At 73.2% G+C, this 21281-nt stretch carries 17 protein-coding genes; 12 read left to right on the forward strand and 5 right to left on the reverse strand.

Annotated elements, in window-relative coordinates; translation table 11 throughout:
* Positions 1-31: 31 nt before the first annotated feature.
* On the reverse strand, positions 32-961 hold the full coding sequence (locus tag ACFYY6_RS07640; RefSeq protein WP_351624692.1) for a LysR family transcriptional regulator: 930 nt from the start codon (positions 959-961) through the stop codon (positions 32-34).
* A gap of 79 nt (positions 962-1040) precedes the next feature.
* On the opposite strand from ACFYY6_RS07640, the gene ACFYY6_RS07645 reads away from it, so the two are divergent.
* The gene (locus tag ACFYY6_RS07645) at positions 1041-2315 is read left to right on the forward strand and encodes an MFS transporter (RefSeq protein ID WP_351624694.1); all 1275 of its coding nucleotides are present in this window, start codon (positions 1041-1043) and stop codon (positions 2313-2315) included.
* On the opposite strand, the gene ACFYY6_RS07650 is transcribed toward ACFYY6_RS07645, so the two are convergent.
* Positions 2305-2622, reverse strand: coding sequence for a cupin (locus ACFYY6_RS07650; protein ID WP_351522322.1), 318 nt, complete (start codon positions 2620-2622; stop codon positions 2305-2307). The two genes, ACFYY6_RS07645 and ACFYY6_RS07650, sit on opposite strands and share 11 nt — an antisense overlap.
* 181 nt (positions 2623-2803) lie before the next feature.
* On the opposite strand from ACFYY6_RS07650, the gene pgm reads away from it, so the two are divergent.
* The 4 genes from pgm (at position 2804) to ACFYY6_RS07670 (ending at position 9250) form a co-directional block, all read left to right on the forward strand.
* Entirely contained in the window at positions 2804-4444 is a 1641-nt protein-coding gene (gene pgm, locus ACFYY6_RS07655) for a phosphoglucomutase (alpha-D-glucose-1,6-bisphosphate-dependent) (protein WP_351624696.1), read from the forward strand.
* A 191-nt stretch (positions 4445-4635) separates the two neighbouring features.
* Positions 4636-6702 carry a SpoIIE family protein phosphatase gene (locus ACFYY6_RS07660; protein ID WP_389192101.1) on the forward strand — a complete coding sequence of 689 codons (2067 nt, stop codon included), beginning with the start codon at positions 4636-4638 and terminating at the stop codon, positions 6700-6702.
* Between the two features lie 37 nt (positions 6703-6739).
* Positions 6740-7366 (forward strand): TetR/AcrR family transcriptional regulator, encoded by a 627-nt coding sequence (locus ACFYY6_RS07665; protein ID WP_351522316.1) that lies wholly within the window; start codon positions 6740-6742, stop codon positions 7364-7366.
* A 183-nt stretch (positions 7367-7549) separates the two neighbouring features.
* Positions 7550-9250 (forward strand): acyl-CoA dehydrogenase family protein, encoded by a 1701-nt coding sequence (locus tag ACFYY6_RS07670; protein ID WP_351624701.1) that lies wholly within the window; start codon positions 7550-7552, stop codon positions 9248-9250.
* A 340-nt stretch (positions 9251-9590) separates the two neighbouring features.
* On the opposite strand, the gene ACFYY6_RS07675 is transcribed toward ACFYY6_RS07670, so the two are convergent.
* Entirely contained in the window at positions 9591-9890 is a 300-nt protein-coding gene (locus tag ACFYY6_RS07675; RefSeq protein ID WP_351522312.1) for a DUF1876 domain-containing protein, read from the reverse strand.
* A gap of 232 nt (positions 9891-10122) precedes the next feature.
* Here ACFYY6_RS07675 and ACFYY6_RS07680 point away from each other — a divergent pair, with 232 nt between their 5' ends.
* The 3 genes from ACFYY6_RS07680 (at position 10123) to ACFYY6_RS07690 (ending at position 13953) form a co-directional block, all read left to right on the forward strand.
* Positions 10123-10953 (forward strand): PP2C family protein-serine/threonine phosphatase, encoded by an 831-nt coding sequence (locus tag ACFYY6_RS07680; RefSeq protein ID WP_351522310.1) that lies wholly within the window; start codon positions 10123-10125, stop codon positions 10951-10953.
* A 66-nt stretch (positions 10954-11019) separates the two neighbouring features.
* Entirely contained in the window at positions 11020-12015 is a 996-nt protein-coding gene (locus ACFYY6_RS07685) for an MASE1 domain-containing protein (protein ID WP_351522308.1), read from the forward strand.
* A 393-nt stretch (positions 12016-12408) separates the two neighbouring features.
* Complete coding sequence (locus ACFYY6_RS07690) at positions 12409-13953, forward strand: exopolysaccharide biosynthesis polyprenyl glycosylphosphotransferase (RefSeq protein WP_389192104.1); 1545 nt, start codon at positions 12409-12411, stop codon at positions 13951-13953.
* A 21-nt stretch (positions 13954-13974) separates the two neighbouring features.
* Here the strand turns inward: ACFYY6_RS07690 and ACFYY6_RS07695 are convergent, their stop codons facing one another.
* Positions 13975-14967 (reverse strand): GDP-L-fucose synthase family protein, encoded by a 993-nt coding sequence (locus tag ACFYY6_RS07695; RefSeq protein WP_388650533.1) that lies wholly within the window; start codon positions 14965-14967, stop codon positions 13975-13977.
* 148 nt (positions 14968-15115) lie between these two features.
* Here ACFYY6_RS07695 and gmd point away from each other — a divergent pair, with 148 nt between their 5' ends.
* The 4 genes from gmd (at position 15116) to ACFYY6_RS07715 (ending at position 20061) form a co-directional block, all read left to right on the forward strand.
* The gene (gene gmd, locus ACFYY6_RS07700; protein WP_351522302.1) at positions 15116-16129 is read left to right on the forward strand and encodes a GDP-mannose 4,6-dehydratase; all 1014 of its coding nucleotides are present in this window, start codon (positions 15116-15118) and stop codon (positions 16127-16129) included.
* 151 nt (positions 16130-16280) lie between these two features.
* Positions 16281-18542 carry a LamG-like jellyroll fold domain-containing protein gene (locus ACFYY6_RS07705; RefSeq protein ID WP_388650531.1) on the forward strand — a complete coding sequence of 754 codons (2262 nt, stop codon included), beginning with the start codon at positions 16281-16283 and terminating at the stop codon, positions 18540-18542.
* Positions 18542-19237: a hypothetical protein gene (locus ACFYY6_RS07710; protein WP_351624711.1), complete on the forward strand. Its 696-nt coding sequence runs from the start codon at positions 18542-18544 to the stop codon at positions 19235-19237. Before ACFYY6_RS07705 ends, ACFYY6_RS07710 begins: the two co-directional genes overlap by 1 nt.
* Positions 19234-20061 (forward strand): glycosyltransferase family 2 protein, encoded by an 828-nt coding sequence (locus ACFYY6_RS07715; RefSeq protein WP_351522297.1) that lies wholly within the window; start codon positions 19234-19236, stop codon positions 20059-20061. The genes ACFYY6_RS07710 and ACFYY6_RS07715 overlap by 4 nt, the downstream gene beginning before the upstream one ends.
* 1 nt (position 20062) lies before the next feature.
* Here the strand turns inward: ACFYY6_RS07715 and ACFYY6_RS07720 are convergent, their stop codons facing one another.
* The gene (locus ACFYY6_RS07720; protein WP_351522340.1) at positions 20063-21223 is read right to left on the reverse strand and encodes a glycosyltransferase; all 1161 of its coding nucleotides are present in this window, start codon (positions 21221-21223) and stop codon (positions 20063-20065) included.
* Positions 21224-21281: the final 58 nt, after the last annotated feature.

The raw sequence follows: 21281 nt of genomic DNA on the forward strand, positions 1-21281 counted from the left end.
TCGCCTCTGCCCGAACGAATATGACATCCCGTCAGCAATCCGCTTCCCGGCCGCCGGGGGTGCCACCCGCCGCCTCCCCGGTCCCGGCCGTCGGGTCCACACCGAGTCCGGTCAGGAACGCCGCGGCCGCGGGGGTGGGGCGGAAGCGGCTCCAGACGAGCCGTTCCGTGCGGGCGGGCGCCTCGCGGACGCGCAGCACGTGCACGCCGGTCAGTTGCTCGGCGAAGACGGCCGGCTGCAGGGCGACGCCGAGCCCGCTGCGGACCAGCCGGACGATGAAGTCGGTGCTGCCGACCTCGAACGCCACCTCCCGGGTAAGGCCCATCGCCGCGAAGGCCTCGTCCGACTGCGCCCGGGCGGCGGTACCGGCGGGGTGGTCGACGAACGTCTCGCGCGCCAGCCGGTCCAGGCCCACCTCGGTCTCCCCCGCCAGGGGGTGGTCCGGGGCGACGACCGCGACCAGTTCGCCGGTGGCGAGTTCGCGGTCGTTCACGCCCGCGGGCCGGTAGCTCGGCAGCACCCCCAGGAACGCCACGTCGAGCGCGCCGTCCCGCACCTCCTGGACCAGGTCCTTGCTGGCCCCCTCGCGCAGGACGACGCGCACCTTCGGATGGCGGAGGCGGAACGCCCCCAGCGCGGCCGACAGGTCGACCGAGCCGATGGTGGGGATGGCACCGACCGCGAGACGGCCGCGGACCTCCCCCACCGCGGCGGCGACCTCGCTCCGGGCCCGTTCCGCCGCTTCCAGCGCCTGTCCGGCGTGCGTCAGGAACGCCTCGCCCGCCGGGGTGAGCCGCACCCGGCGACTGGTGCGGTCGAAGAGCCGGGCGCCGAGTTCCTTCTCCAGGCGGGCGATCTGGTGGCTGAGCGCGGACTGAACGACCAGACACTGTTGGGCGGCGCGGGTGAAGCTCCCCAGCTCCGCCACCGCGAGGACGTACCGCATCTGCTGAAGTTCCATCCATCCATCGTGAATCACGATCGATGGAATGAAAAACATGTGTTGGACTCATGGATGGCGGAACCCCGACGCTGGGCACATGGCTCACTCCACAGCGGGGACCCGAAACCGGGCCGTCCCCCGCCCACTCCCCGACCCTGCCGGTCTCCCCGCCCTCGCCCGCGGCTCGGTGCCGCTGATGGCCCTGGCCGCCGGGCTCTCCGCCTCCGGGAACTACTTCGCGCAGCCGCTGCTCGACGTCATCCAGCGGGATCTGCACATCGGCGCCACCGCGGCGGGCCTGATCGTGACGGCGGCCCAGGCCGGGTACGCGCTGGGTCTGATCCTGCTCGTACCGCTCGGGGACGTGCTGGAACGCCGGCGGCTCGCCGTGTCCCTGTTCGCGCTCACCGCCCTGTTCCTGCTGCTGACGGCCGCCGCCCCGGGCGGCCCGCTGCTGATCGCCGGGACGCTGCTCGTCGCGCTGACCTCCGTGGGGGCACAGGTCGTGGTTCCCTTCGCGGCGACCCTCGCGGCTCCGGCGGAACGCGGCAGGGTCGTCGGCGTCGTCATGTCCGGGGTGCTGCTGGGCGGACTGTTCGGCCGACTGGCCTCCGGAGCCCTGTCCGAACTGGGTGGCTGGCGCACCGCGTACTGGGTGAACGCCCTGCTCATGGCCGTGATGGCGGTGCTGCTTCAGCTGCGCCTGCCCCGGCTGCCGCGCTCGCGCGAGGCCGGCGCGATGTCGTACACCGGTCTGCTGCGGTCCACTCTGGCGCTGCTGCGGCAGGAGCCGCTGCTGCGCTGGAGGGCGGCCATCGGCGCGTTCTCGATGGCTTCGTACAGCGTGCAGCTGACGGCGCTGACGTTTCTGCTGACCCGGTCGCCGTTCGACTGGAACGCGGCCGCCATCGGGCTGTTCGGACTGCTGGGGGTGATCGGGGTCCTGGGCATGAACGTCGCCGCCCGGCTGGGCGACCGCGGCCGGGTGCAGGCGGTGTCGGGGACGGCGGGCGCCCTGCTCACCCTCTCGTGGCTGCCGCTGCTGGCCGGGGAGTCGTCCCTGCCGTGGCTGGCGGTCGGGGTGATCTCGCTCAACATCGCCCAGCAGGCGGGGCTCAACAGCTGCCAGAACGTGATCTACGCGCTCCGCCCGGAGGCTCGCAACCGGATCAACGCCGGGTTCATGACGCTGTTCTTCCTGGGCGGCGCGCTCGGCTCCGCACTCGCCTCGGTGGTCTGGTCGTGGGCGGGCTGGGGCGGTGTCTGCCTGCTCGGCGGACTGCTGGCCGCGACGAGCCTGGTGCTGTGGGTGCTGGAGCGGGTCGGGACAAACGGCGGTGCGCGTCCCGTTCCCGGCGCCGTCACTCGTTGACGGTGGTCAGCAGCACCACGGCGTCCTCCAGCGCCGCCAGCCCGTGCCGCTCCCTCGGGACGGGCTGGAGCCCTCCGGCTCCCACCTCCACGTCCCCCGAGGCCGCGGTCAGACGCACCCGGCCGCGGAGCACCTGGAGGGAGGCCGCGGCGGGCGCGTTGTGCTCGTCCAGGACGGTGCCGGCGGTGAGGGCGATGACGGTCTGGCGCAGGGGCTCCTGATGCAGCAGTCGGTGGGCGCTGCGGCCGTGCGCGGAGGCGCGGGCCGCGGCCAGGTGCTCGTCGGCGAGGGCAGTCAGGTCGTCCATGTGCCCACTGTGCCGCAGGTCCTGGGCCCGCGCGATCCTGCGGGCCCCTTCCGCCCGCCGTGCACGCGGTGCCGCGTCCCACCGTGCCGTTGCGGCGGGGTGCCCACGGCCCGGCGCGCACGACCCGGGAAGATGGCACGGGGGAAGACCGCGACGACCGACCGATACGGAGGACTGACGGATGCCGCACGAACGAGCGGGACAGCCGGCCCGGCCGGAGGATCTCACCGATGTGGCACGGCTGGTGACGGCGTACTACACGCTGCACCCGGATCCGGCCGTACCGGACCAGCGGGTGGCGTTCGGCACCTCCGGACACCGGGGGTCGTCCCTGGCCACCGCGTTCAACGAGGACCACATCGCCGCCACCAGCCAGGCCATCGTCGAGTACCGGGCGCGCCGGGGCACGGACGGGCCGCTCTTCCTCGGCGCGGACACCCACGCCCTGTCGGAACCGGCCCGGATCACCGCCGTCGAGGTGTTCGCCGCCAACGACGTGACCGTGCTCGTCGACCCGGCCGACGGCTGGACCCCGACCCCGGCGGTGTCGCACGCCGTCCTCGCCCACAACCGGGGCCGGACCTCGCGCCTCGCCGACGGCGTGGTGGTCACCCCGTCCCACAACCCGCCCGGCGACGGCGGCTTCAAGTACAACCCGCCGAACGGCGGACCGGCCGGCTCCGAAGCCACCGGCTGGATCCAGGAGCGGGCCAACGAGATCATCGCGGCGGGCATGAAGGACGTGCGCCGGCTGCCGTACGCCCGCGCGCGTGCGGCGTCGACCACCGGGACCCACGACTTCCTCGACGCCTACGTCGGCGACCTTCCGTCCGTGCTCGACCTGGACGCGATCCGCGCCGCCGGGGTGCGCATCGGCGCCGACCCGCTGGGCGGCGCCTCGGTCGCGTACTGGGGCCGCATCGCCGAGGAGCACCGGCTCGACCTGACCGTGGTCAACCCGCTGACCGACCCCACCTGGCGGTTCATGACGCTGGACTGGGACGGGAAGATCCGGATGGACTGCTCGTCGCCCTTCGCGATGGCCTCGCTGATCGACCGGCGCGACCGCTACCAGATCGCCACCGGGAACGACGCCGACGCCGACCGGCACGGCATCGTCACCCCCGACGGCGGGCTGATGAACCCGAACCACTACCTGGCCGTGGCCATCGACTACCTGTACGCGCACCGCGAGGGCTGGCCGGCCGCCGCGGGCATCGGGAAGACGCTGGTCTCGTCGGGGATGATCGACCGGGTCGCCGCCGGTCTCGGGCGGCGGCTGGTCGAGGTGCCGGTCGGCTTCAAGTGGTTCGTCGACGGGCTGGCCGACGGATCTCTCGGGTTCGGCGGCGAGGAGTCGGCGGGGGCCTCGTTCCTGCGCCGCGACGGCTCGGTGTGGACGACGGACAAGGACGGCATCCTGCTGGCGCTGCTCGCCTCGGAGATCCTCGCGGTGACGGGGAGGTCTCCCTCGGAGCACTACGCGGCGCTGACCTCCCGGTTCGGTGAGCCGGCGTACGCGCGGACGGACGCCCCGGCCACCCGCGAGCAGAAGGCCGTGCTCGCCCGGCTCTCCCCCGGGCAGGTCGGCACCGGCACCCTGGCCGGCGAGCCGGTGACGGCCGTGCTCACCGAGGCGCCCGGAAACGGCGCGCCGATCGGCGGCATCAAGGTGACCACGGAGAACGCCTGGTTCGCCGCACGTCCCTCGGGCACCGAGGACGTCTACAAGATCTACGCCGAGTCCTTCCTGGGCCCCGACCACCTGGGCCGGGTGCAGGAGGAGGCCCGGGGCGTGGTCTCCGCGGCCCTGGACGCCTGAGCCCCCCGCCCCCGGCCGGGGCGGGGCACGCCTGCGGCGGTTCACCCGTACAACGCCCGCCGGTGGCGAGGCGCGCGAAGCGGACCGACGCTGGTCACCAGCCTCCGGTCCGCGCGGAGGCGGAGCCTCGTGGGGGTGAACCCGTGTCGGATGCCGGTGCACCGGACCCAGCGTCGGCACGGCCCGACGCCATGGGAGCGGCGCTCCTGCGCGCCCTGTTCGCCCAGTCGGCCGTGGGGCTGTACGTGCTGGACACCCGGCTGCGCCTGCTGCGGGCGGCCAGTCTGTCGGGCGCCGGGGCCGCCGAGCACCTGGTGGGGCGTCACTTCACCGACGTGTACCGGTGCGAGCGGCCGGACAGGGAGGAGCGGCTGCTGCGCGAGGTGCTGGACACCGGCGCCTCCGTGTACGACCACGTCATCCGGGGCAGGCTCGCGGACACCCCCGGCCCGGACCGCAGCCTCGTGGTGTCGGTCCACCGGCTGGAGCAGGCGGACGGCCGTGTACTCGGGCTGCTGGCCACCGTCGTCGACGTCGACGAACGGGAGAAGGAACGCGTACGGGCGGCGTGCCTGGCGGCCGTGCGGACGAAGGTCGGTACGTCACTCGATATCGCGACGACCTGCGAGGCGCTCGCGGAAGCCGTCGTTCCGACGTTCGCCGACCTCGCGGTGGTGGAGGTGGTGGACGATGTGGTGCGCGGCTCGGATCCACCGCCCGGCCCCCTGGGGGCCGCGGTCCCGCTGCGCCGCGCGGCCGTGCGCGGCCCCGACGCGGAGGACCGCCTGGACGGCCTCGTCGCGGAGATGCGCCGGCTGCCCGCCCGTACGCCGCACTCCCTGGCGGCGTCCGACCTGCGGGCCCGCCTCGTACCGATCGACGACCGGACGCCATGGCTCGACGCCGCCCCCGACACCGCCCGGCTGGTCCGGGCGACCGGGGCCCACTCCCTGATCGTCGTCCCGCTGACGCTGCGCGGGGCGGTGCTCGGTCTGGTGAGCCTCTACCGGTGCCGGGGCACGGCCCCGTACGAGGAGAGCGATCTTCCGCTCGCCCTGACGGCGGCCGCGCACGCCGCCCTGAGCGTCGACAACGCGCGGCGCTACGTGCGCGACCACGTGATCGCGTCGGCGGTGCAGCGCAGGCTCCTGCCCCAGCGCGAAGGCGGCGGGGTGGCCGTCGAGACGGCGCACGTACTGCTGCCCGGCCGCGGCAGCGGGAGCTGGTTCGACACCATCAATCTCTCCGGCGCGCGCACCGCTCTGGTCGTCGGCGACGTCGAGGGCTCCGGGCTGCGGGCGGCCGTCGTCATGGGACAGCTGCGGACCGTGATCCACGCCCTGGCCGGTCTCGACCTGGAGCCCGACGAGGTCCTGGCCAGGCTCGCCGAGACCGCCGTCCGGCTGGCCGCCGAGCAGGCGGAGCCGCCGCCCGTCGGCCGGGGACACACCCAGCCGCTGACCGCGACGTGCGTCTACGCCGTCTACGACCCCCTGGCCCGCACCTGCACCGTGGCCCGGGCGGGACACCCGGCGCCGGTCCTCGTCACGCCCGACGGCACCGCGACCGCCCTGGACGTCCCGGAGGGTCCCGCGCTGTTCGACACCGACGGCTCCCCGTTCGCCATGGCCGTTCTCCGGCTCGCCGAGGGCAGCGTCCTGGCTTTCTTCACCGGGCCCCTCCTTCCCGGCGACGAGACCGCGGACCGGGTGCGGGAGGCGCTCGCGCGGCCCGGACGGAGCGTCCAGGACCTGTGCGACGACGTGGTCTACGGCCTGCCGGACGAGACGCGGGCGGAGGGTGCCGTCCTCCTGGTCGCCCGCACCGGAGCGGTACCGGACGACCGGGTCGCGGCGTGGGACCTGGCCCACGACCGGACGACCCCCGGCATCGCGCGCACGCTCGTGCGCGACCGGCTCGACGGCTGGAACCTCGACGAGGAGACGTCGGAGGCGACCGAACTCATCGTCAGCGAACTGATCACCAACGCGATCCGCTACGGCGCCCCTCCGCTGCGCCTGCGGCTGATCCTGGACCGCACGCTCACCTGCGAGGTGCACGACAGCAGCCGGGTGTCACCCCATCTGCGCTACGCGCGCACCGTCGACGAGGGCGGGCGCGGCCTGTTCATCGTCTCCCGGCTCGCCGCGCACTGGGGCGTGCGGTACGGCGCCGAAGGCAAGACGCTGTGGACCGAGCAGGAGATCCCGGACGCGTCCGCCGCAGGGCCATTGCCCCCTGCGCACAAGCATGGTTGAGTGCCACACAAAGATATGAATCGAGGTTCAGAGCATCGTGGCCTACCGACCCACCGCCCGTACGGAGGCGACCCGGCTCGCCCACCGCGAACGGCTGCTGGACGCCGCCCGTGAACTCCTGGCCGAGGGCGGGTACGCGGCGGCGAGCGTCTCCGCGCTCGCCGACCGGGCCGGGGTCGCCACCGGGAGCGTCTACAACCACTTCGCCTCCAAGCAGGAACTGCTGGCCGCCGTCTTCCGCCATGTCGCCGGTCACGAGCTGAGCGCGGTGCGGGAGGCGGTGGGGGCCGGGACCGGGGCCGCCGGACAGCTGCGCGCCCTGGTCGAGGTCTTCTCCCACCGTGCGCTGCGCACCCCGCGCACGGCCTGGGCGCTGCTCGCCGAACCGGTCGATCCCCTCGTCGAACAGGAGCGCCTGGCCTACCGGCGCGACTACCACGCACTCGCCGAGTCGGTCGTCGCCGCCGGGGTGACCGCGGGTGAACTGCCCGAGCAGAACGCCCGGTTGTCGGCCGCGGCCGTGATCGGGGCGGTCGGCGAGGCCCTGCTCGGTCCGCTGTCGCCGGTCGGTGAGCGGACCGACCCCGAGCCGGTCGTGGCGGGGATCACCGCGCTGTGCCTGCGCGCGGTCGGGGCCGACACCGCCCCACCACGCCCTCGGTGACCGTTCGGCACCGCCCCGACCGCGCACCTCACGACGTACCGCCGCACCGACCACCCGCAGTCCCGCAGTCCCGCAGTCCCGCAGTCCCGCAGTCGATCGTCCGGTCCCGTTCCTCCGCACGCGTTCCCCCCGCCGGACCGTCGCCCTCGTCGCCCGCCCACCGACCCAGGAGAGGAATCCGCGATGACCCTCACCCCGCAGGCAGCCGGCCCCCGGCCCGAGGCGCCCGCCCCGTACCGCACCCACGAGGTCACCAACCAGGCACCGCCCCGTACCGGCATCGACGAGTACGCCGCCAACCCGCCGCTCGTCCAGGCCGTGCAGGCCTTCGGCGCGGCCTGGCGCGAACCGGAACTGCACGAGATCGGCGCCCTGGTCGGGTCCGAGCGGTTCCGGGCGAACGCCGAACTCGCCCATGCCTCCCCGCCCGTGCTGCGCACCCACGACCGTTACGGCAACCGCGTCGACGAGATCGACTTCCACCCCGCGTACCACGAGGTCATCGGTGCGGCGGTGGGCCACGGCACGCACACGGCGGGCTGGGCCGACCCCAGGCCCGGGGCGACGGTGGCGCGGGCTGCGGCGTTCATGCTGTTCGCCCAGATCGAGCCGGGTCACGCCTGCCCGATCTCCATGTCCCATGCCGTGGTCCCGGTGCTGCGACGCGATCCGGAGGTGGGGCGGGACTGGCTGCCGGGACTGCTGAGTCGCTCGTACGATCCCCGGCCGCTCGCCCCCGCCGACAAGTCCGGGCTGACGTTCGGCATGGGGATGACGGAGAAACAGGGCGGTTCCGACGTCCGCGCCAACACCACCCGGGCCGTGCCGATCGCCTCCGACCCCGAGGGCCGGGCCCATCTGCTCACCGGCCACAAGTGGTTCTTCTCCGCCCCGCAGTCGGACGCGTTCCTCGTGCTGGCCCGGGCCGAGGCCGGGCTCACCTGCTTCCTCGTGCCGCGCGTGCTGGCCGACGGCACCCGCAACACCATCCGGGTCCAGCGGCTGAAGAACAAGCTGGGCAACAAGTCGAACGCCTCCTCCGAGGTCGAGTTCGACGGCACCTGGGCGGTACGGATCGGTGAACCCGGGCACGGGGTCCGCACCATCATCGAGATGGTCAACCACACCCGTCTCGACTGCGTGCTGGGCACCACCGCGGGGATGCGCGAGTCGGTGTCCGAGGCGATCTGGCACGCCCGGCACCGCAGCGCGTTCGGCGCCCGGCTGGCCGACCAGCCCGCCATGACCTCGGTCCTGGCGGACCTGGCGCTGGAGACGGAGGCCGCGACCTGGACGTCGCTGCGCCTGGCCCACGCGTACGAGGCCGACAGCGGCGAGGACGAGGAGATGTTCCGGCGGCTGGCCACCGCGGTGTCCAAGTACTGGATCTGCAAGCGCGGCCCGCACCACGCCTATGAGGCGCTGGAGTGCCTGGGCGGCAACGGATACACGGAGGACTGGCCGCTGGCCCGGCGCTACCGCGAGCAGCCGGTGATGGCCGTGTGGGAGGGTTCGGGCAATGTCGTCGCCCTCGACGTGCTGCGCGGCATCGGCCGCACCCCACGGTCGCTGGACGCCTTCTGGGCCGAGCTGGAGACCACGTCCGGCGCCCATCCCGTGCTGGACGCACACATCCACCGGCTGCGCCGGGCACTGGCGGACGACCTGCGCGATCCGCTCGCCGCGCAGACCCGCGCCCGGGCGACGGTCGAGGCCATGGCCCTGGCGCTGCAGTCCTCGCTGATGCTGCGTCACGCGCCCGCGGCGAGCGCCGAGGCGTTCGTCGCCGCCCGGCTCGGGGAGGAGCGCGGCCACCAGTACGGGGTGCTGCCGCGCGGTACCGACGCCGCGGCGATCGTCGAGCGGCACGCCGGCGCCGCGTGAGGGGCCCGCGCGCGACCTGGCCGGGCCGGTCGGGTCGGCGGCACGATCTGATCGAGGACACCACCGGCCGGCTGGCCGGACGGCTGATGGGCCCACTGGCCGAGAGCACGACGACGCGCTGCCGACGGCGCTGGAGGCACCCGCCCGCCGGGTGGCGGACGCGCTGCTGCCGTTCCCGAACCCGATCGGCCTGCCCGCCTCCGGCCAGGACGCGTCCTGCCGAGCCCGGACGGGCGTTCGCCGACGGCGGTCCCACCGGGTGTCGGCGCATGCCGACCCGAGCCCGGCGCGCCGGGGCCGGGCTTCCGGGAGCGCATCGCCGCGCCCCGGAGACCCGGGCTCAGGCCGTGGTGTCGGACCAGGCGTAGGGGGGCGCCACGGGTCCGCTCGCGGGTCCGGCGCCGACCGACTCCAGTTCCTCGTCGGCCGCCTTCATGAGCTGGGCGGCGACGTCCTTCATGGCGCGGCTCGCCGCGAGTTCGTCGCCGATGGCGGGGATGTCCACGTCCTGCGGATTGCACCGGGCGACCCCGTGCCCGACGAGTCTCTCCGATCCGGTGTCCAGCACCGCCTCGGCCCTGGTCGTGCCGTCCTCCTCGGTCAGACCGACGTGGACGTTCCATTCCAGCGTGCGGGTCATCGCGCACCTCCTGCCGCCGTGCCCGGCCCCGGGTCGCCGGGCACGGCACCGTGCTGCCGCCTCTCTCCTCAGCATCCACCCGTCCGGGTCCGTCCGCGCGTTCCGGTCCGTCCCGGCGCGTTCCATCCGGCCCCGCGCACGCGGGGGCGTTCCGCTCCTCCGGCTCGCCCTGCGAGAAGCACACCGCCGAAATAGGATGCGTGAGTCACTTCCACCGAGTGCGGAGCGCCTCATGAACCGGCGTCGTCCTCCCCGTTCGGCGAGCGCCGGCGAACTGCTCACCACTCTGCAGCAGCTCACCTCGCGGGCGCGCCGTGAGGTGGAGCTGCACCGGGCACGGGTGGAACTGGCCGAGGCGCTGCAACGCGACATGCTGCCCACGTCGCTGCCGGACCTTCCCGGGCTGCGGACCGCCGCCCGCTACGCACCGGCCCGCAGCGGGCTGGACATCGGGGGCGACTGGTACGACGGTTTCGTGCTCCCCGACGGGGCACTGGCCTTCGCCGTCGGGGACGTCCAGGGTCATGACGTCGAGGCGGCGGCGTTCATGGGCCAGGTCCGCGTCGCGATGCGGGCGATGGCCGCCACGGCCTCGGACCCCGGGGAGATCGTGGGCCGGACCAACGACCTGCTGCTGTCCGTGGGCTCCGACCTCTTCGCGACCTGTACGTTCGTCCGCCTCGACCCGGTCACCCGGGAGCTGTGCAGCGCCCGCGCCGGGCACGTGGCCGCCGTGTGGGCCACGACGGACGGCCGTGCCGGGGTCACCTCCGACGAGGGCGGTCTGCCGCTGGGCATACGGCCGGGGGAACGGTATCCGGTCACGCGGCGGCGGCTGACCGCGCCCGGGGCGTTCGTCCTGCTCACGGACGGCGTGGTCGAGGGGCCCTCGACCTCCGTGGACGAGGGCCTGGCGGCCGTGGCCCGGCTGGTGTCCGCCCGGGTCGCCGCCGACGCGGGTGAGCTGGCCGACGCGGTCCTGCGAGCGGCGGAGCGGACGGGCCACCGGGACGACGCGGCCGTCCTCGTCCTGCGCCACGGGGCCGCACCCGGCCAGAACTGACGACCGGGCCGGGGCCGAGCGTGTCATGTTGCCGTCACGCGTCCGGGTCGGTGTCTGATGAGGTGCGTGATCCGCAGCGAGAGAACCAGACGTACCGCCCGGGCCGTCCTGCAGGTCCTGGCGGTGGCCGCCGCCTACTACGCCGCCGGCGGGCTCGGACTGATCCCCGGGGTGTCCGTCCACGGCGCGGCCGTCACCCCGCTCTGGCCTCCGACGGGCATCGCGCTGAGCGCCCTGATCCAGCTGGGACCGCGGGTCTGGCCCGGCATCGCGCTGGGTTCCCTCTGCGTCGTCTCCACGCTGGAGGACTCGGTCTCGCTCCTCACCTGCGTCCTCGTGACGGGCAACACCCTGGCTCCCCTCTGCTCGTACCTCATGCTGCGCAGAGCCGGTTTCCGCAGGGAGCTGGACCGGCTGCGGGACGGGCTGGCGCTGGTCCTCCCCGGCGCGCTGCTGGGCATGACCGTCAGCGCGACGGTGGGTGCCTCCGTGCTCGTACTGGACGGCGATCTCCCGGCGCACGGATTCTGGCCGGTCTGGACGGCCTGGTGGTCGGGGGACGCGATGGGGGTACTGGTCGTCACCCCGCTGCTGCTGGTGCTGCGCAGGGCGCGGATGCCCCGGCTCACCGACCGGTGGATCGAGGCGGTTGCGCTGGCGGTGGTGACCGTGGCGGTCTCCTGGGTGGCCACCAGGAGTTCGCTGGAGATGATCTATCTCGTCTTCCCGCTGCTCGTCTGGGCGGCGCTGAGGTTCCGGCTGGCGGGCAGCGCGCCGTGCGCGTTCCTCGTGTCGATGATGGCCGCGATCGCGGGGACGCAGGGCGTGGGCCCGTTCGAGGGTCACAGCGTCCTCCATGTGATGGTCAATCTGGCCCTCCTCAATGGTTCCGTGGCCCTGACCGCGCTGCTGCTCGCCGCCGTGGTCACCGAGCAGAGCAACATCCGCCGGAGGATCGAGCACGCTTGCGAGGAGCTGGCCGAGGTGGTGGACCGGCTGGCGCCGGGGAGAACGGCGGCGGCCTGGCCGTCCCGGGCCGAGGACGAAGCCGGGGGACGCTGAACCGGACCTCCCGCCCGGACGGCGGCGGAGGCCTTCCGTCCGGACCGTGTCTCACCGGGTCGGCCGGCCCCGTCGGGACACCGGGAGAAGGCCGCGGCCGGCCGGGGCGGTCTCCCGGGACGCGCCGGTTGATGGGACCATGCGACAGATCACGGACAGATCCGCACGCCGACGGGCCCGATATCCCCCACCCACGAGCAGATGACCACAGAGCCAGAGATCCGGCACGGAACGGGACGAGTCCCGAGTCGGTGCGGATGTCTGAACTTCACCGGAACTCCAGCGAAATGGCACGTGTGTGGATATCGTGCACCGGGCGAGGGCGCATCCGTCAGTCCACGGGATCGGCGGATGCGCCTTGTTCATGACGATGCGACTGTGACTGGGGGGTTCATGGGGCATGTCGAGTTATCCGATTCGGACCGGCCGGAATCCGCGCGGGCGTGGGGGACGCCTCGCCCCCGGACCGCCGCGTCCCGGCCGCACGGCACGGAATTCGACGCACCGCGGCAGGCGTCGGCCGTTCCTCGTGAGCGTCCTTCCCCGGCCGCGGCGAGGATGCGTCGGACCGGCCGCCGGGTACCCGTGCTCATCGGGGCCGAGCTTCTCGGGCTCGGGGTCCCGGCGTGGTGGGTGCTGCGCGCCGGCGGACAGCCGGGGGCCGTGGTGGCGGCGGGCGTGGCCGCGCTCGCGTGGGCCTGTGTGCGGGCCGCGCGCGGCCGGTACGCGGAGGACCGTTGCGGCGGGAGTTCTCCGCGTCCGCTGAGCACGGTCGGCGACTGGCTGCTTCTGGTCGGCGTGCTCGCCGTGTTGCAGACCGTGGCCGGCGACCCCGTCGATCCGGTGGACGGTCTCGTGGCGCTGCTGCCCGGGCTGCCGGTGGGCGCGGCGCTGCGGTGGCTGCCCCGCGCGGGGCGGCGTCGACGGTCCGTGCGCAGAGTGCTCGTGGTCGGCGAGAACCCGGGGGTGGAGCGTGCGGTGCGGCTGCTCGGTTCCCGTCCCGGCCACCCCTACGCGGTCGTGGCCGCCGTACCGGTGGGGGCCGCGCCGCTGGAGTGCGGGGTCCGGGTGGCCGGACGGCTCGCCCCGGAACCCGCCGGGGACGACGCGTCTACGGTCCTGGGCGCGGCCTTCGCCCATGACGCGGACCTCGCTCTGGTCGCCCCCGGTCCGCATCTCTCCGAGGAGCGGCTGTGCCGCCTCTTCTGGGGACTGCACGACGGCGGGCTCCCGCTGTCCGTGCTGTCGGAGCTGTCGGGCGTCGCGGCCGAACGGGTGCGGCCCGCCGCCGCGGCCGGACTGACCCTGCTGCACATCGCCCCGCCGCTGCGCCGGGGCCCGCAGATGCTCCTGAAGACCGCCCTGGACCGTGCGGGCGCGGCGCTCGGGCTGCTGCTCCTCGCGCCCGTGCTGCTCCTGATCGGAGCGGCGGTACGCCTGGGCTCTGACGGTCCGGCGTTCCACCGGCAGATCCGCCAGGGGCTCCACAACCGCCCGTTCACGATGTGGAAGTTCCGCACGATGGTGGTGGACGCCGAACGCCACAAGCGTCTGCTGACGGCGGCGAACGACAGCGACGGCCCGATGTTCAAGATGCGGCGGGACCCGCGGGTGACCGGAATCGGCCGTCTGCTGCGCCGCACGTCGCTCGACGAGCTGCCGCAGCTGGTCAATGTGCTGCGGGGCGACATGTCGCTGGTGGGTCCGCGTCCCCCGCTGCCGGACGAGGTGTCCCGGTACGACGAGCGCGAGCTGAGACGGCTCGCGGTCCGGCCGGGACTGACCGGGCTGTGGCAGGTCAGCGGGCGCTCGGACCTGTCCTGGCAGGAGACCGTCTCGCTGGACCTGTGGTACGTCGACAACTGGTCGCCGGCCACCGATCTGGGGCTCATGGCCCGTACGCTGCGCGCCGTCGCCGACGGGCGCGGAGCCTACTGAGGACGGGCGATGATGCGCGGATCACGGGGCCACCGGCGGCGCGGCCGACCGCTCCAGCCACCAGGCGTAGGTGCCGGCGATGCCGTCGCGCAGCGGGATCCGGGGGGTGAATCCCAGGGCGGCGAGCCGGGTGACGTCGAGCAGCTTGCGCGGGGTCCCGTCGGGCTTCGAGGTGTCCCATTCGATCGCTCCCCGATATCCCGTCACCTCCCCGACGAGGTCGGCCAGTTCACCGATGGACAGGTCCTCGCCGCACCCGATGTTCACGGGCTCCTCGCCGTCGTAGCGTTCCAGCAGCAGAAGGCAGGCGGCGGCCAGGTCGTCGACGTGCAGGAACTCACGGCGGGGCCGGCCCGATCCCCAGAGCGTGACCGAAGGCGCCTCGTCCCGTCGCGCCTCGTGGAACCGGCGGATCAGCGCGGGCAGGACGTGCGAGGTCTCCAGGTCGAAGTTGTCGCCGGGCCCGTAGAGGTTGGTGGGCATGGCGCTGATGTACGAGGCGCCGTACTGCCTGCGGTAGGAGCGGACCTGCACGACACCGGCGATCTTGGCCAGTGCGTACGCCTCGTTCGTCGGCTCCAACGGGCCGGTGAGCAGGGCGCTCTCGGGAATGGGCTGCGGGGCGAGCCGGGGGTAGATGCAGGACGAGCCGAGCAGGAGCAGCCGCTCGACCCCGGCGGCGTGCGCCCCGGAGACGACGCTCAGCTGGATGCGCAGGTTGTCCTCGAGGAACTGCACCGGGTAGGTGTCGTTGGCCATGATCCCCCCGACCCGGGCGGCGGCCAGCACCACGGCGTCCGGGCGCTCCTCGCGGAGGAACGCAAGCGTCCGTTCGGCGTCGCGCAGGTCGAGGAGGCCGCGGTCGCGGGTGATCACCTCGTGTCCGGCGGCGGTGAGGCGGCGCAGCACCGCCGAGCCGACCAGACCCCGGTGACCCGCGACGAACACACGGGCGCCGGGGCGCAGCAGGGGGCGGACGGGTTCCTGGGGAGGGCCGGGTAAATCAGTCGTCATGTCTCGGATTGTGCCAGCGGCCACGGGACAGGGTGACCTCGTACGCGGATCTCCCGTCGCGGAGCGCCTGCGCGGGACGGGCGTGAGACGGGTCGGGAGGCATCGGTTGGGACCAACAGCCCATCGGGCGGAAGACATTGGGGGATTCATGGCGAAGACCGCGCTCATCACGGGTGTGACGGGACAGGACGGTTCCTATCTGTCCGAGTTGCTGCTCGACAAGGGGTACACGGTCCATGGACTGATGCGCCGGTCGTCGAGCTTCAACACGGAGCGGATCGACCACATCTACCAGGGCCCGCAGGAGCCGGACCGCTCGTTCGTGCTGCACCACGCCGACCTGGCCGACGGGGTGGCGCTGGTGAACCTGCTGCGGGACATCCGCCCGGACGAGGTCTACAACCTGGGTGCGCAGTCGCACGTGCGGGTCTCGTTCGACGCCCCGCTGTACACGGGGGACATCACCGCTCTGGGCACCATGCGGCTGCTGGAGGCCGTGCGCGCCAGCGGGATCGACACCCGGATCTATCAGGCGTCGTCGTCCGAGATGTTCGGCGCCAGCCCGCCGCCGCAGAACGAGCGGACGCCGTTCCATCCGCGCAGCCCGTACGGCGTGGCGAAGGTCTACTCGTACTGGGCGACCGTCAACTACCGTGAGGCCTATGACATGTTCGCGGTCAACGGGATCCTCTTCAACCACGAATCCCCACGCCGCGGCGAGACCTTCGTGACCCGGAAGATCACACGGGCGGTGGCGCGGATCAAGGCGGGCCTGCAGACCCGACTGCATCTCGGCAATCTCGACGCGGTGCGCGACTGGGGCTACGCCCCCGAGTACGTGGAAGCGATGTGGCGGATGCTCCAGCGCGACACCCCGGACGACTACGTCGTGGCGACCGGGGAGGGCGTCAGCGTCCGGCTGTTCCTGGAGCACGCCTTCGCGCACGCGGGTCTGGACTGGCGCGAGCACGTCCGCCACGACGCCAAGTACGAGCGGCCGAGCGAGGTCGACGCGCTGATCGGTGACGCCGCGAAGGCCGAGGAGCTGCTGGGCTGGAAGCCGGCCGTGCGTGCGCGGGAACTCGCCGCGATCATGGTCGACGCCGACATCCGCCTGCTCTCCGACCAGCTCGCCGGGACGACCGTGCGGGTGGACCGATGAGCCGCCCCGCCCCCAGCCCTCCGCCGGGAACCGGCACCACCCCCACCCACTCCCCCGCACCCGCGACGGGGCGGCCCGTCCCCGTCACGCCGCCGGGCGGGACAGGAGCCGCGGCCCCCGGGCCGCAAACCGTTCTCACTCTCGGAGCTGAATGATGAACCCAACCACGGGGCGCGGACCCACCGGACGTCGCCGCCGGGCGCGAGCCGCGGCCGGTGCGCTGTGCCTGCTCGCCGGGGCGCTGACCGCCACCGCGTCCGGCACCTCCCCGGTCTCGGCCCTGACGCCACCGGTGGCCCTGACGGCGGACGATCTCACCACCTGGCAGACCAACGGCATCGTCTGGTCGATGGCGGCCTCGGACACCGGTGTCGTCTACGCCGGCGGGACCTTCTCCAGTGTCCGGCCGCCGGGCGCGGCCGCGGGCACCTCCGAGCAACCGGCGCTGAACTTCGCCGCGTTCGACGCGGCGACCGGTGAACCGACCGGCTGCGCACTGTCGTTCACCCTCTCGTCGGGGACGGCGACCGTACGGGCGCTCGCACTCTCCCCGGACCAGAAGACCCTGTACGTCGGCGGGCAGTTCGGGGCGGTGAACGGGGTCGGGGTGAGCAACATCGCGGCGATCGACACGGCGACGTGCACCCCGCGCCAGGACTTCAAGGTGTCCGTCACCGCGACGGTACGGGCCCTGGCCGTCACCTCGGACACGGTCTACCTGGGCGGCGACTTCAACAAGGTCGCGGGGCAGACCCGGAACAAGTTCGCCGCGGTCACCACGGGCGCCGCCCTCAAGCCGTGGAAGGCGGACGCGGACGACGTGGGACGGGCCGTGGAACTCACCCCCGACGGCAGGCGCGTCCTGCTCGGCGGCAACTTCTTCAAGGTCAACGGCACCACCTCGCACGCCCTGGCGGTGGTGGACGCCACCACCGGGGCCGTCGTCAAGGGCTACCCGGCCGGATTCATCCCCGACACCTCCACGGTGCAGGACATCACCACCGACGCGACGGGCTTCTACACCGCCAACGAGGGAACCGGCGGGGGTGTGTTCGACGGCCGGATCGCGCTGAACCTCGGCGACTTCGCCCAGCGCTGGCGGGACACCTGCCTGGGGGCGACGCAGGCCGTACTCGTCCACGAGGGAGTGCTGTACAGCGGGAGTCACGCCCACGACTGCGCCAGTATGGGCGGGTTCCCGGACCAGCCGCGCAGACATCTGCTGGCCCAGTCCGTGAACGACCCGAAGCTGCTGCCCTGGTTCCCGGACACCAATGACGGCATCGGGGAGCCGGTCGGGCCGCGGGTGATGGCGCAGACCGACAAGGGCGGCCACCACTACCTGTGGGTGGGCGGCGAGTTCACCACCGTCAACGGGGTCCGCCAGCAGGGCCTGACCCGGTTCGCCGACGGCCCGGACACCGGGGCCCCGTGGGTGCCCAACGTCAGCCTGTCCACGGTCGCCCCGGGGAAGATCGAGGTCAACTGGCAGACGAGCTTCGACGCCGACGACGGGGAGCTCACCTACCGGATCTACAAGGACGGCGCGGCCACCCCGGTGCACACCACGACGGGGTACTCGCTGTTCTGGGACCGCCCGCAACTGAGGTGGACCGACACGGACGTGGCCCCCGGCGAGACGCACTCGTACCGGATCAGCGCGAGCGACGGCACCAACACCAGCGCCAAGTCGCCGGCCCTGTCGGCGACCGTGACCGCCACCGCCCAGAAGTACCCCGCCAGGGTCCTGTCCGACGGCGCGTCGCTGTACTGGCGCTACGACGAGGGCACCTCGACCTTCGCCGCCGACACCGGCTCCGGTCGGAACAACGGCTTCCTGCGCAACTCCCCGGCCTATCGGCAGACGCCCGCCGCGGTCGCCGGACCCTCGACCGCGATCGGCTTCAACGGAACGAACCAGTACGCGTACAGCAACAAGCGCCACGCCCACCCGGCCAGGTTCTCGGTCGAGACCTGGATCAGGACGACGACCGCCAAGGGCGGGAGGATCATCGGCTTCGGCAACGTGACCATGCAGAACAGCACCCAGTTCGACAAGCACGTGTACATGCGCGACGACGGCCGCCTCGTCTTCGGCGTCTACAACGGCGGGGCCAGGACCATCACCACGCCCGCCGCCTACAACAACGGCGCCTGGCACCACGTCGTCGCCACCCAGGGGACCGGCGGCATGGCCCTGTACGTGGACGGCAAGCTCCGCGCCTCCAACACCTCCTACACCGTCAACCAGAAATACAGCGGCTACTGGCGCGTGGGCGGCGACAACCTGAACAACTGGCCGGGCAGACCGACGAGCAACTTCTTCGCCGGGCAGGTCGACGAGACCGCCGTCTACCCGACCGCGCTGAGCGCCTCGACGGTCGGTGCCCATTACGCGCTGAGGACGGGCTGATGGCGCATCCGTTCCGCACCGGCGCCGCCGCCGTCGTCCTGGCGGCGGCGCTGGCCGCCTGCGGCTCGTCCTCCTCCGGGCGGGAAGCGGCGGGCACCCCCGCACCGCCGGTGTCACGGCCCCCCGTCACCGCCCCGTCGGCCGGACCCGCCGCCACCGCGGCCCCCGTTCCGCGGGCGGCGCCGGACGAGGAGCAGCCGAAGCTGCCCGCCGCCGAACTCACCCCGGCCACCGGTTCGTTCACCGAGAAGGAGAAGGAGTACCTGACCGACCGGGTGCCCCGGGGCACGGACCCGGCGGCCGTGCTGCAGACCGGCCAGGAGACCTGCGACCGGCTGACGTTCCTGGTGAAGGCCGACCGGGACACCGCCGTCGGCGCCATCGTGACCGGCGAGATCGCCGACGCCGAACCGGCCGTCGAGCACCTGTGCGTCCGCCACCGCGATCTGCTGCGGGAGGCCGGGCGCGGATACGCGGACGGCACGTACGAGGGCCAAAAGGTCCGGCCGGGCCGCTACCGGGGCGTCTCCCCCACCGCCTCCTGCACCTGGCAGATCACCGGCGACGACGGCAGGGCCCTGGCTTCGGGCTCCACCACCGCCGGGAAGCCGGCCCGGATCACCGTCCCGGAGGCGGCCCGAGCCTTCGTCTCCACCGGCTGCTACGCCTGGCTGCCCGAAGGAGGGGCCGGATGACGAAGCTGCCGATCGCCGTGGCGATCCCGACGAAGAACGAGGCGCTGAACGTCGCCGAAGCCGTGCGGTCGGTCATCGACCACTTCGAGGCGGTCGTCGTCGTCGACTCGCACAGCACCGACGACACGGCGAAGATCGCCGCCGGGAGCGGCGCCGAGGTGATCACGTACACCTGGGACGGCGGCCATCCGCGCAAGAAGCAGTGGTGCCTGGACCACGTCCGCACGGACCTCGACTGGATCCTGCTGCTCGACGGCGACGAGCGGATCAGCCCCGGTCTGCTGGCCGAACTGCGGCGGGAGTTCGCCGACCCGGGCGCGTCGAGACCGGCGGCGTACGACATCCCGCTCGGCTACTGGTTCTCCGGGAAGCGCCTGCGGCACGGCTACACCATCCGCAAACGCTCGCTGACCGACCGCACCCGCTGCCGCTACCCGGAGGTCGGGGATCTCGACGCGCCGGGCATCGGCGAGGTGGAGGGCCACTACCAGCCGGTCGCCGAATCGGTCCGGGCGCTGCGCCATCCGATCGAGCACCAGGACCTCGACCCGGTCACCGCCTGGTTCGAGCGGCACAACCGCTACTCCGACTGGGAGGCGTGGCTGGAGCACCACCCCGACGTCAAGGAGCAGGTGCGCAGGGTGAAGTCGCGCCAGGGTCAGCTGTTCCACAAGGCACCGTTCAAGCCGCTGGTGTCGTTCGCGTACATGTACGTCTACCGGCGGGGGTTCCTGGACGGGCGGGCGGGGTTCGACTTCGCGCTGGCGATGAGCTTCTACCGCTGGCAGATCGGGCTCAAGTCCCGTGAGGGGAAGGTGGTCTGACTCAGCGTGCCCTCCGGCGGACCACGTCCTCGTAGGTCCGCCGGAGGGCACGGGTCACCGCCTCGATGGTGAAGTGCTCCTCGACCAGTCGCCGGGCGGCCCGGCCGGCCCGCTCGCCGGTCCCGGGTTCGAGGAGTTCCAGGATCGCGCCGGCGACCTTCGACGCGTTCTCCGCGTCCTCGCCGACCCGGCTGTCGATCACGCGGCCGGCCCCGGCCCGTGCCACGTCGGGGGCGAGGCCGCAGGTGCGGGTGATGACGACCGGGGTGCCCACGGACATCGCCTCCAGGACGGAGACTCCCAGCGGCTCCTCGATCGACGGCAGTACGTAGACATCGGCCCGCCGGTCCGCCGCCAGGACCTCCTCGTGGTCGAGCGGCCCGACGTGGTCGAGGGAGCCCGTCACCCCGAGTTCGCGGGCGAGCCCGAGGGTCTCGGACAGTGCGCCGGTGTCGGGCCCGGCCAGCACGAACCGGGCGTCCGGATGGACGGCCAGGACCTCCGGCATGGCGGCGACGAAGTCCCGCGGCCGTTTGCGCTGCTGGATACGCGCCAGGAACAGGACCGTCGGCGGGCTGCCCGGCTCGCGGGCGGGCTTGTGCTCCTGCGGCCGGACGCCGTTGACCAGCCGCACGGTCCGGACGGGCGGCACCGGCGCGGCCACCGCGTTCACGTCGAGGCGTTCCGCCTCGGTGAGATGGAGCACCGCGTCCGCCCGGCGCAGCACCCTGCGCACCCCCAGCAGGTCGGTCAGCCGGGCGACCCGGTTCTCGGTCGGGTCGACCATGCCGTGCGTCTGGACGACCAGGGGCGTGCCGGACGCGAGGGCCAGCAGGGCGACGGGCAGGGTCACCAGGTCACGCATCAGATGCACGTGGACGAGATCGGCGCCGCGCATCATGCGTCGGGCGGCGAGCAGCAGCGCACCGGAGGTGATCCCGCTGACCTCGTACCTCGGCAGCACGTGGCGGGCCCGGAAGAGGTGGACCGGCACACCCTCGACCTCGCGCGGCAGCCGGCCCGTGAAACCGTCGCCCAGGGCCATGACGCGGGCGTCGTCCCCCCGGGCGCGCTGGGTCTTCGAGAGGTTGAGCGCCACCCTGGTCGGCCCGCCGAAGGCGTGGTCCGGGGTGTGCAGTGTGACGACGTGCAGGATCCTCACCAGGGCCCCCAAGACCTCGGCCGACCCGTCACAGGTTACAACCTCGCCCACGATTGTC

Origin of the sequence: Streptomyces sp. NPDC001750 (assembly GCF_042892615.1) — a bacterium.
Lineage (GTDB): Bacteria > Actinomycetota > Actinomycetes > Streptomycetales > Streptomycetaceae > Streptomyces.

Bases quoted from the DNA above. Each gene is read 5' to 3' on its own strand.
- ACFYY6_RS07650 (WP_351522322.1), bottom strand. From the start codon at position 2,622: ATGGACGACCTGACTGCCCTCGCCGACGAGCACCTGGCCGCGGCCCGC.
- ACFYY6_RS07695 (WP_388650533.1), bottom strand. From the start codon at position 14,967: ATGACGACTGATTTACCCGGCCCTCCCCAGGAACCCGTCCGCCCCCTG.
- ACFYY6_RS07660 (WP_389192101.1), top strand. From the start codon at position 4,636: ATGGGAGCGGCGCTCCTGCGCGCCCTGTTCGCCCAGTCGGCCGTGGGG.
- ACFYY6_RS07680 (WP_351522310.1), top strand. From the start codon at position 10,123: ATGAACCGGCGTCGTCCTCCCCGTTCGGCGAGCGCCGGCGAACTGCTC.
- pgm (WP_351624696.1), top strand. From the start codon at position 2,804: ATGCCGCACGAACGAGCGGGACAGCCGGCCCGGCCGGAGGATCTCACC.
- ACFYY6_RS07690 (WP_389192104.1), top strand. From the start codon at position 12,409: ATGGGGCATGTCGAGTTATCCGATTCGGACCGGCCGGAATCCGCGCGG.
- gmd (WP_351522302.1), top strand. From the start codon at position 15,116: ATGGCGAAGACCGCGCTCATCACGGGTGTGACGGGACAGGACGGTTCC.
- ACFYY6_RS07675 (WP_351522312.1), bottom strand. From the start codon at position 9,890: ATGACCCGCACGCTGGAATGGAACGTCCACGTCGGTCTGACCGAGGAG.
- ACFYY6_RS07710 (WP_351624711.1), top strand. From the start codon at position 18,542: ATGGCGCATCCGTTCCGCACCGGCGCCGCCGCCGTCGTCCTGGCGGCG.
- ACFYY6_RS07705 (WP_388650531.1), top strand. From the start codon at position 16,281: ATGATGAACCCAACCACGGGGCGCGGACCCACCGGACGTCGCCGCCGG.
- ACFYY6_RS07645 (WP_351624694.1), top strand. From the start codon at position 1,041: ATGGCTCACTCCACAGCGGGGACCCGAAACCGGGCCGTCCCCCGCCCA.
- ACFYY6_RS07670 (WP_351624701.1), top strand. From the start codon at position 7,550: ATGACCCTCACCCCGCAGGCAGCCGGCCCCCGGCCCGAGGCGCCCGCC.
- ACFYY6_RS07640 (WP_351624692.1), bottom strand. From the start codon at position 961: ATGGAACTTCAGCAGATGCGGTACGTCCTCGCGGTGGCGGAGCTGGGG.
- ACFYY6_RS07715 (WP_351522297.1), top strand. From the start codon at position 19,234: ATGACGAAGCTGCCGATCGCCGTGGCGATCCCGACGAAGAACGAGGCG.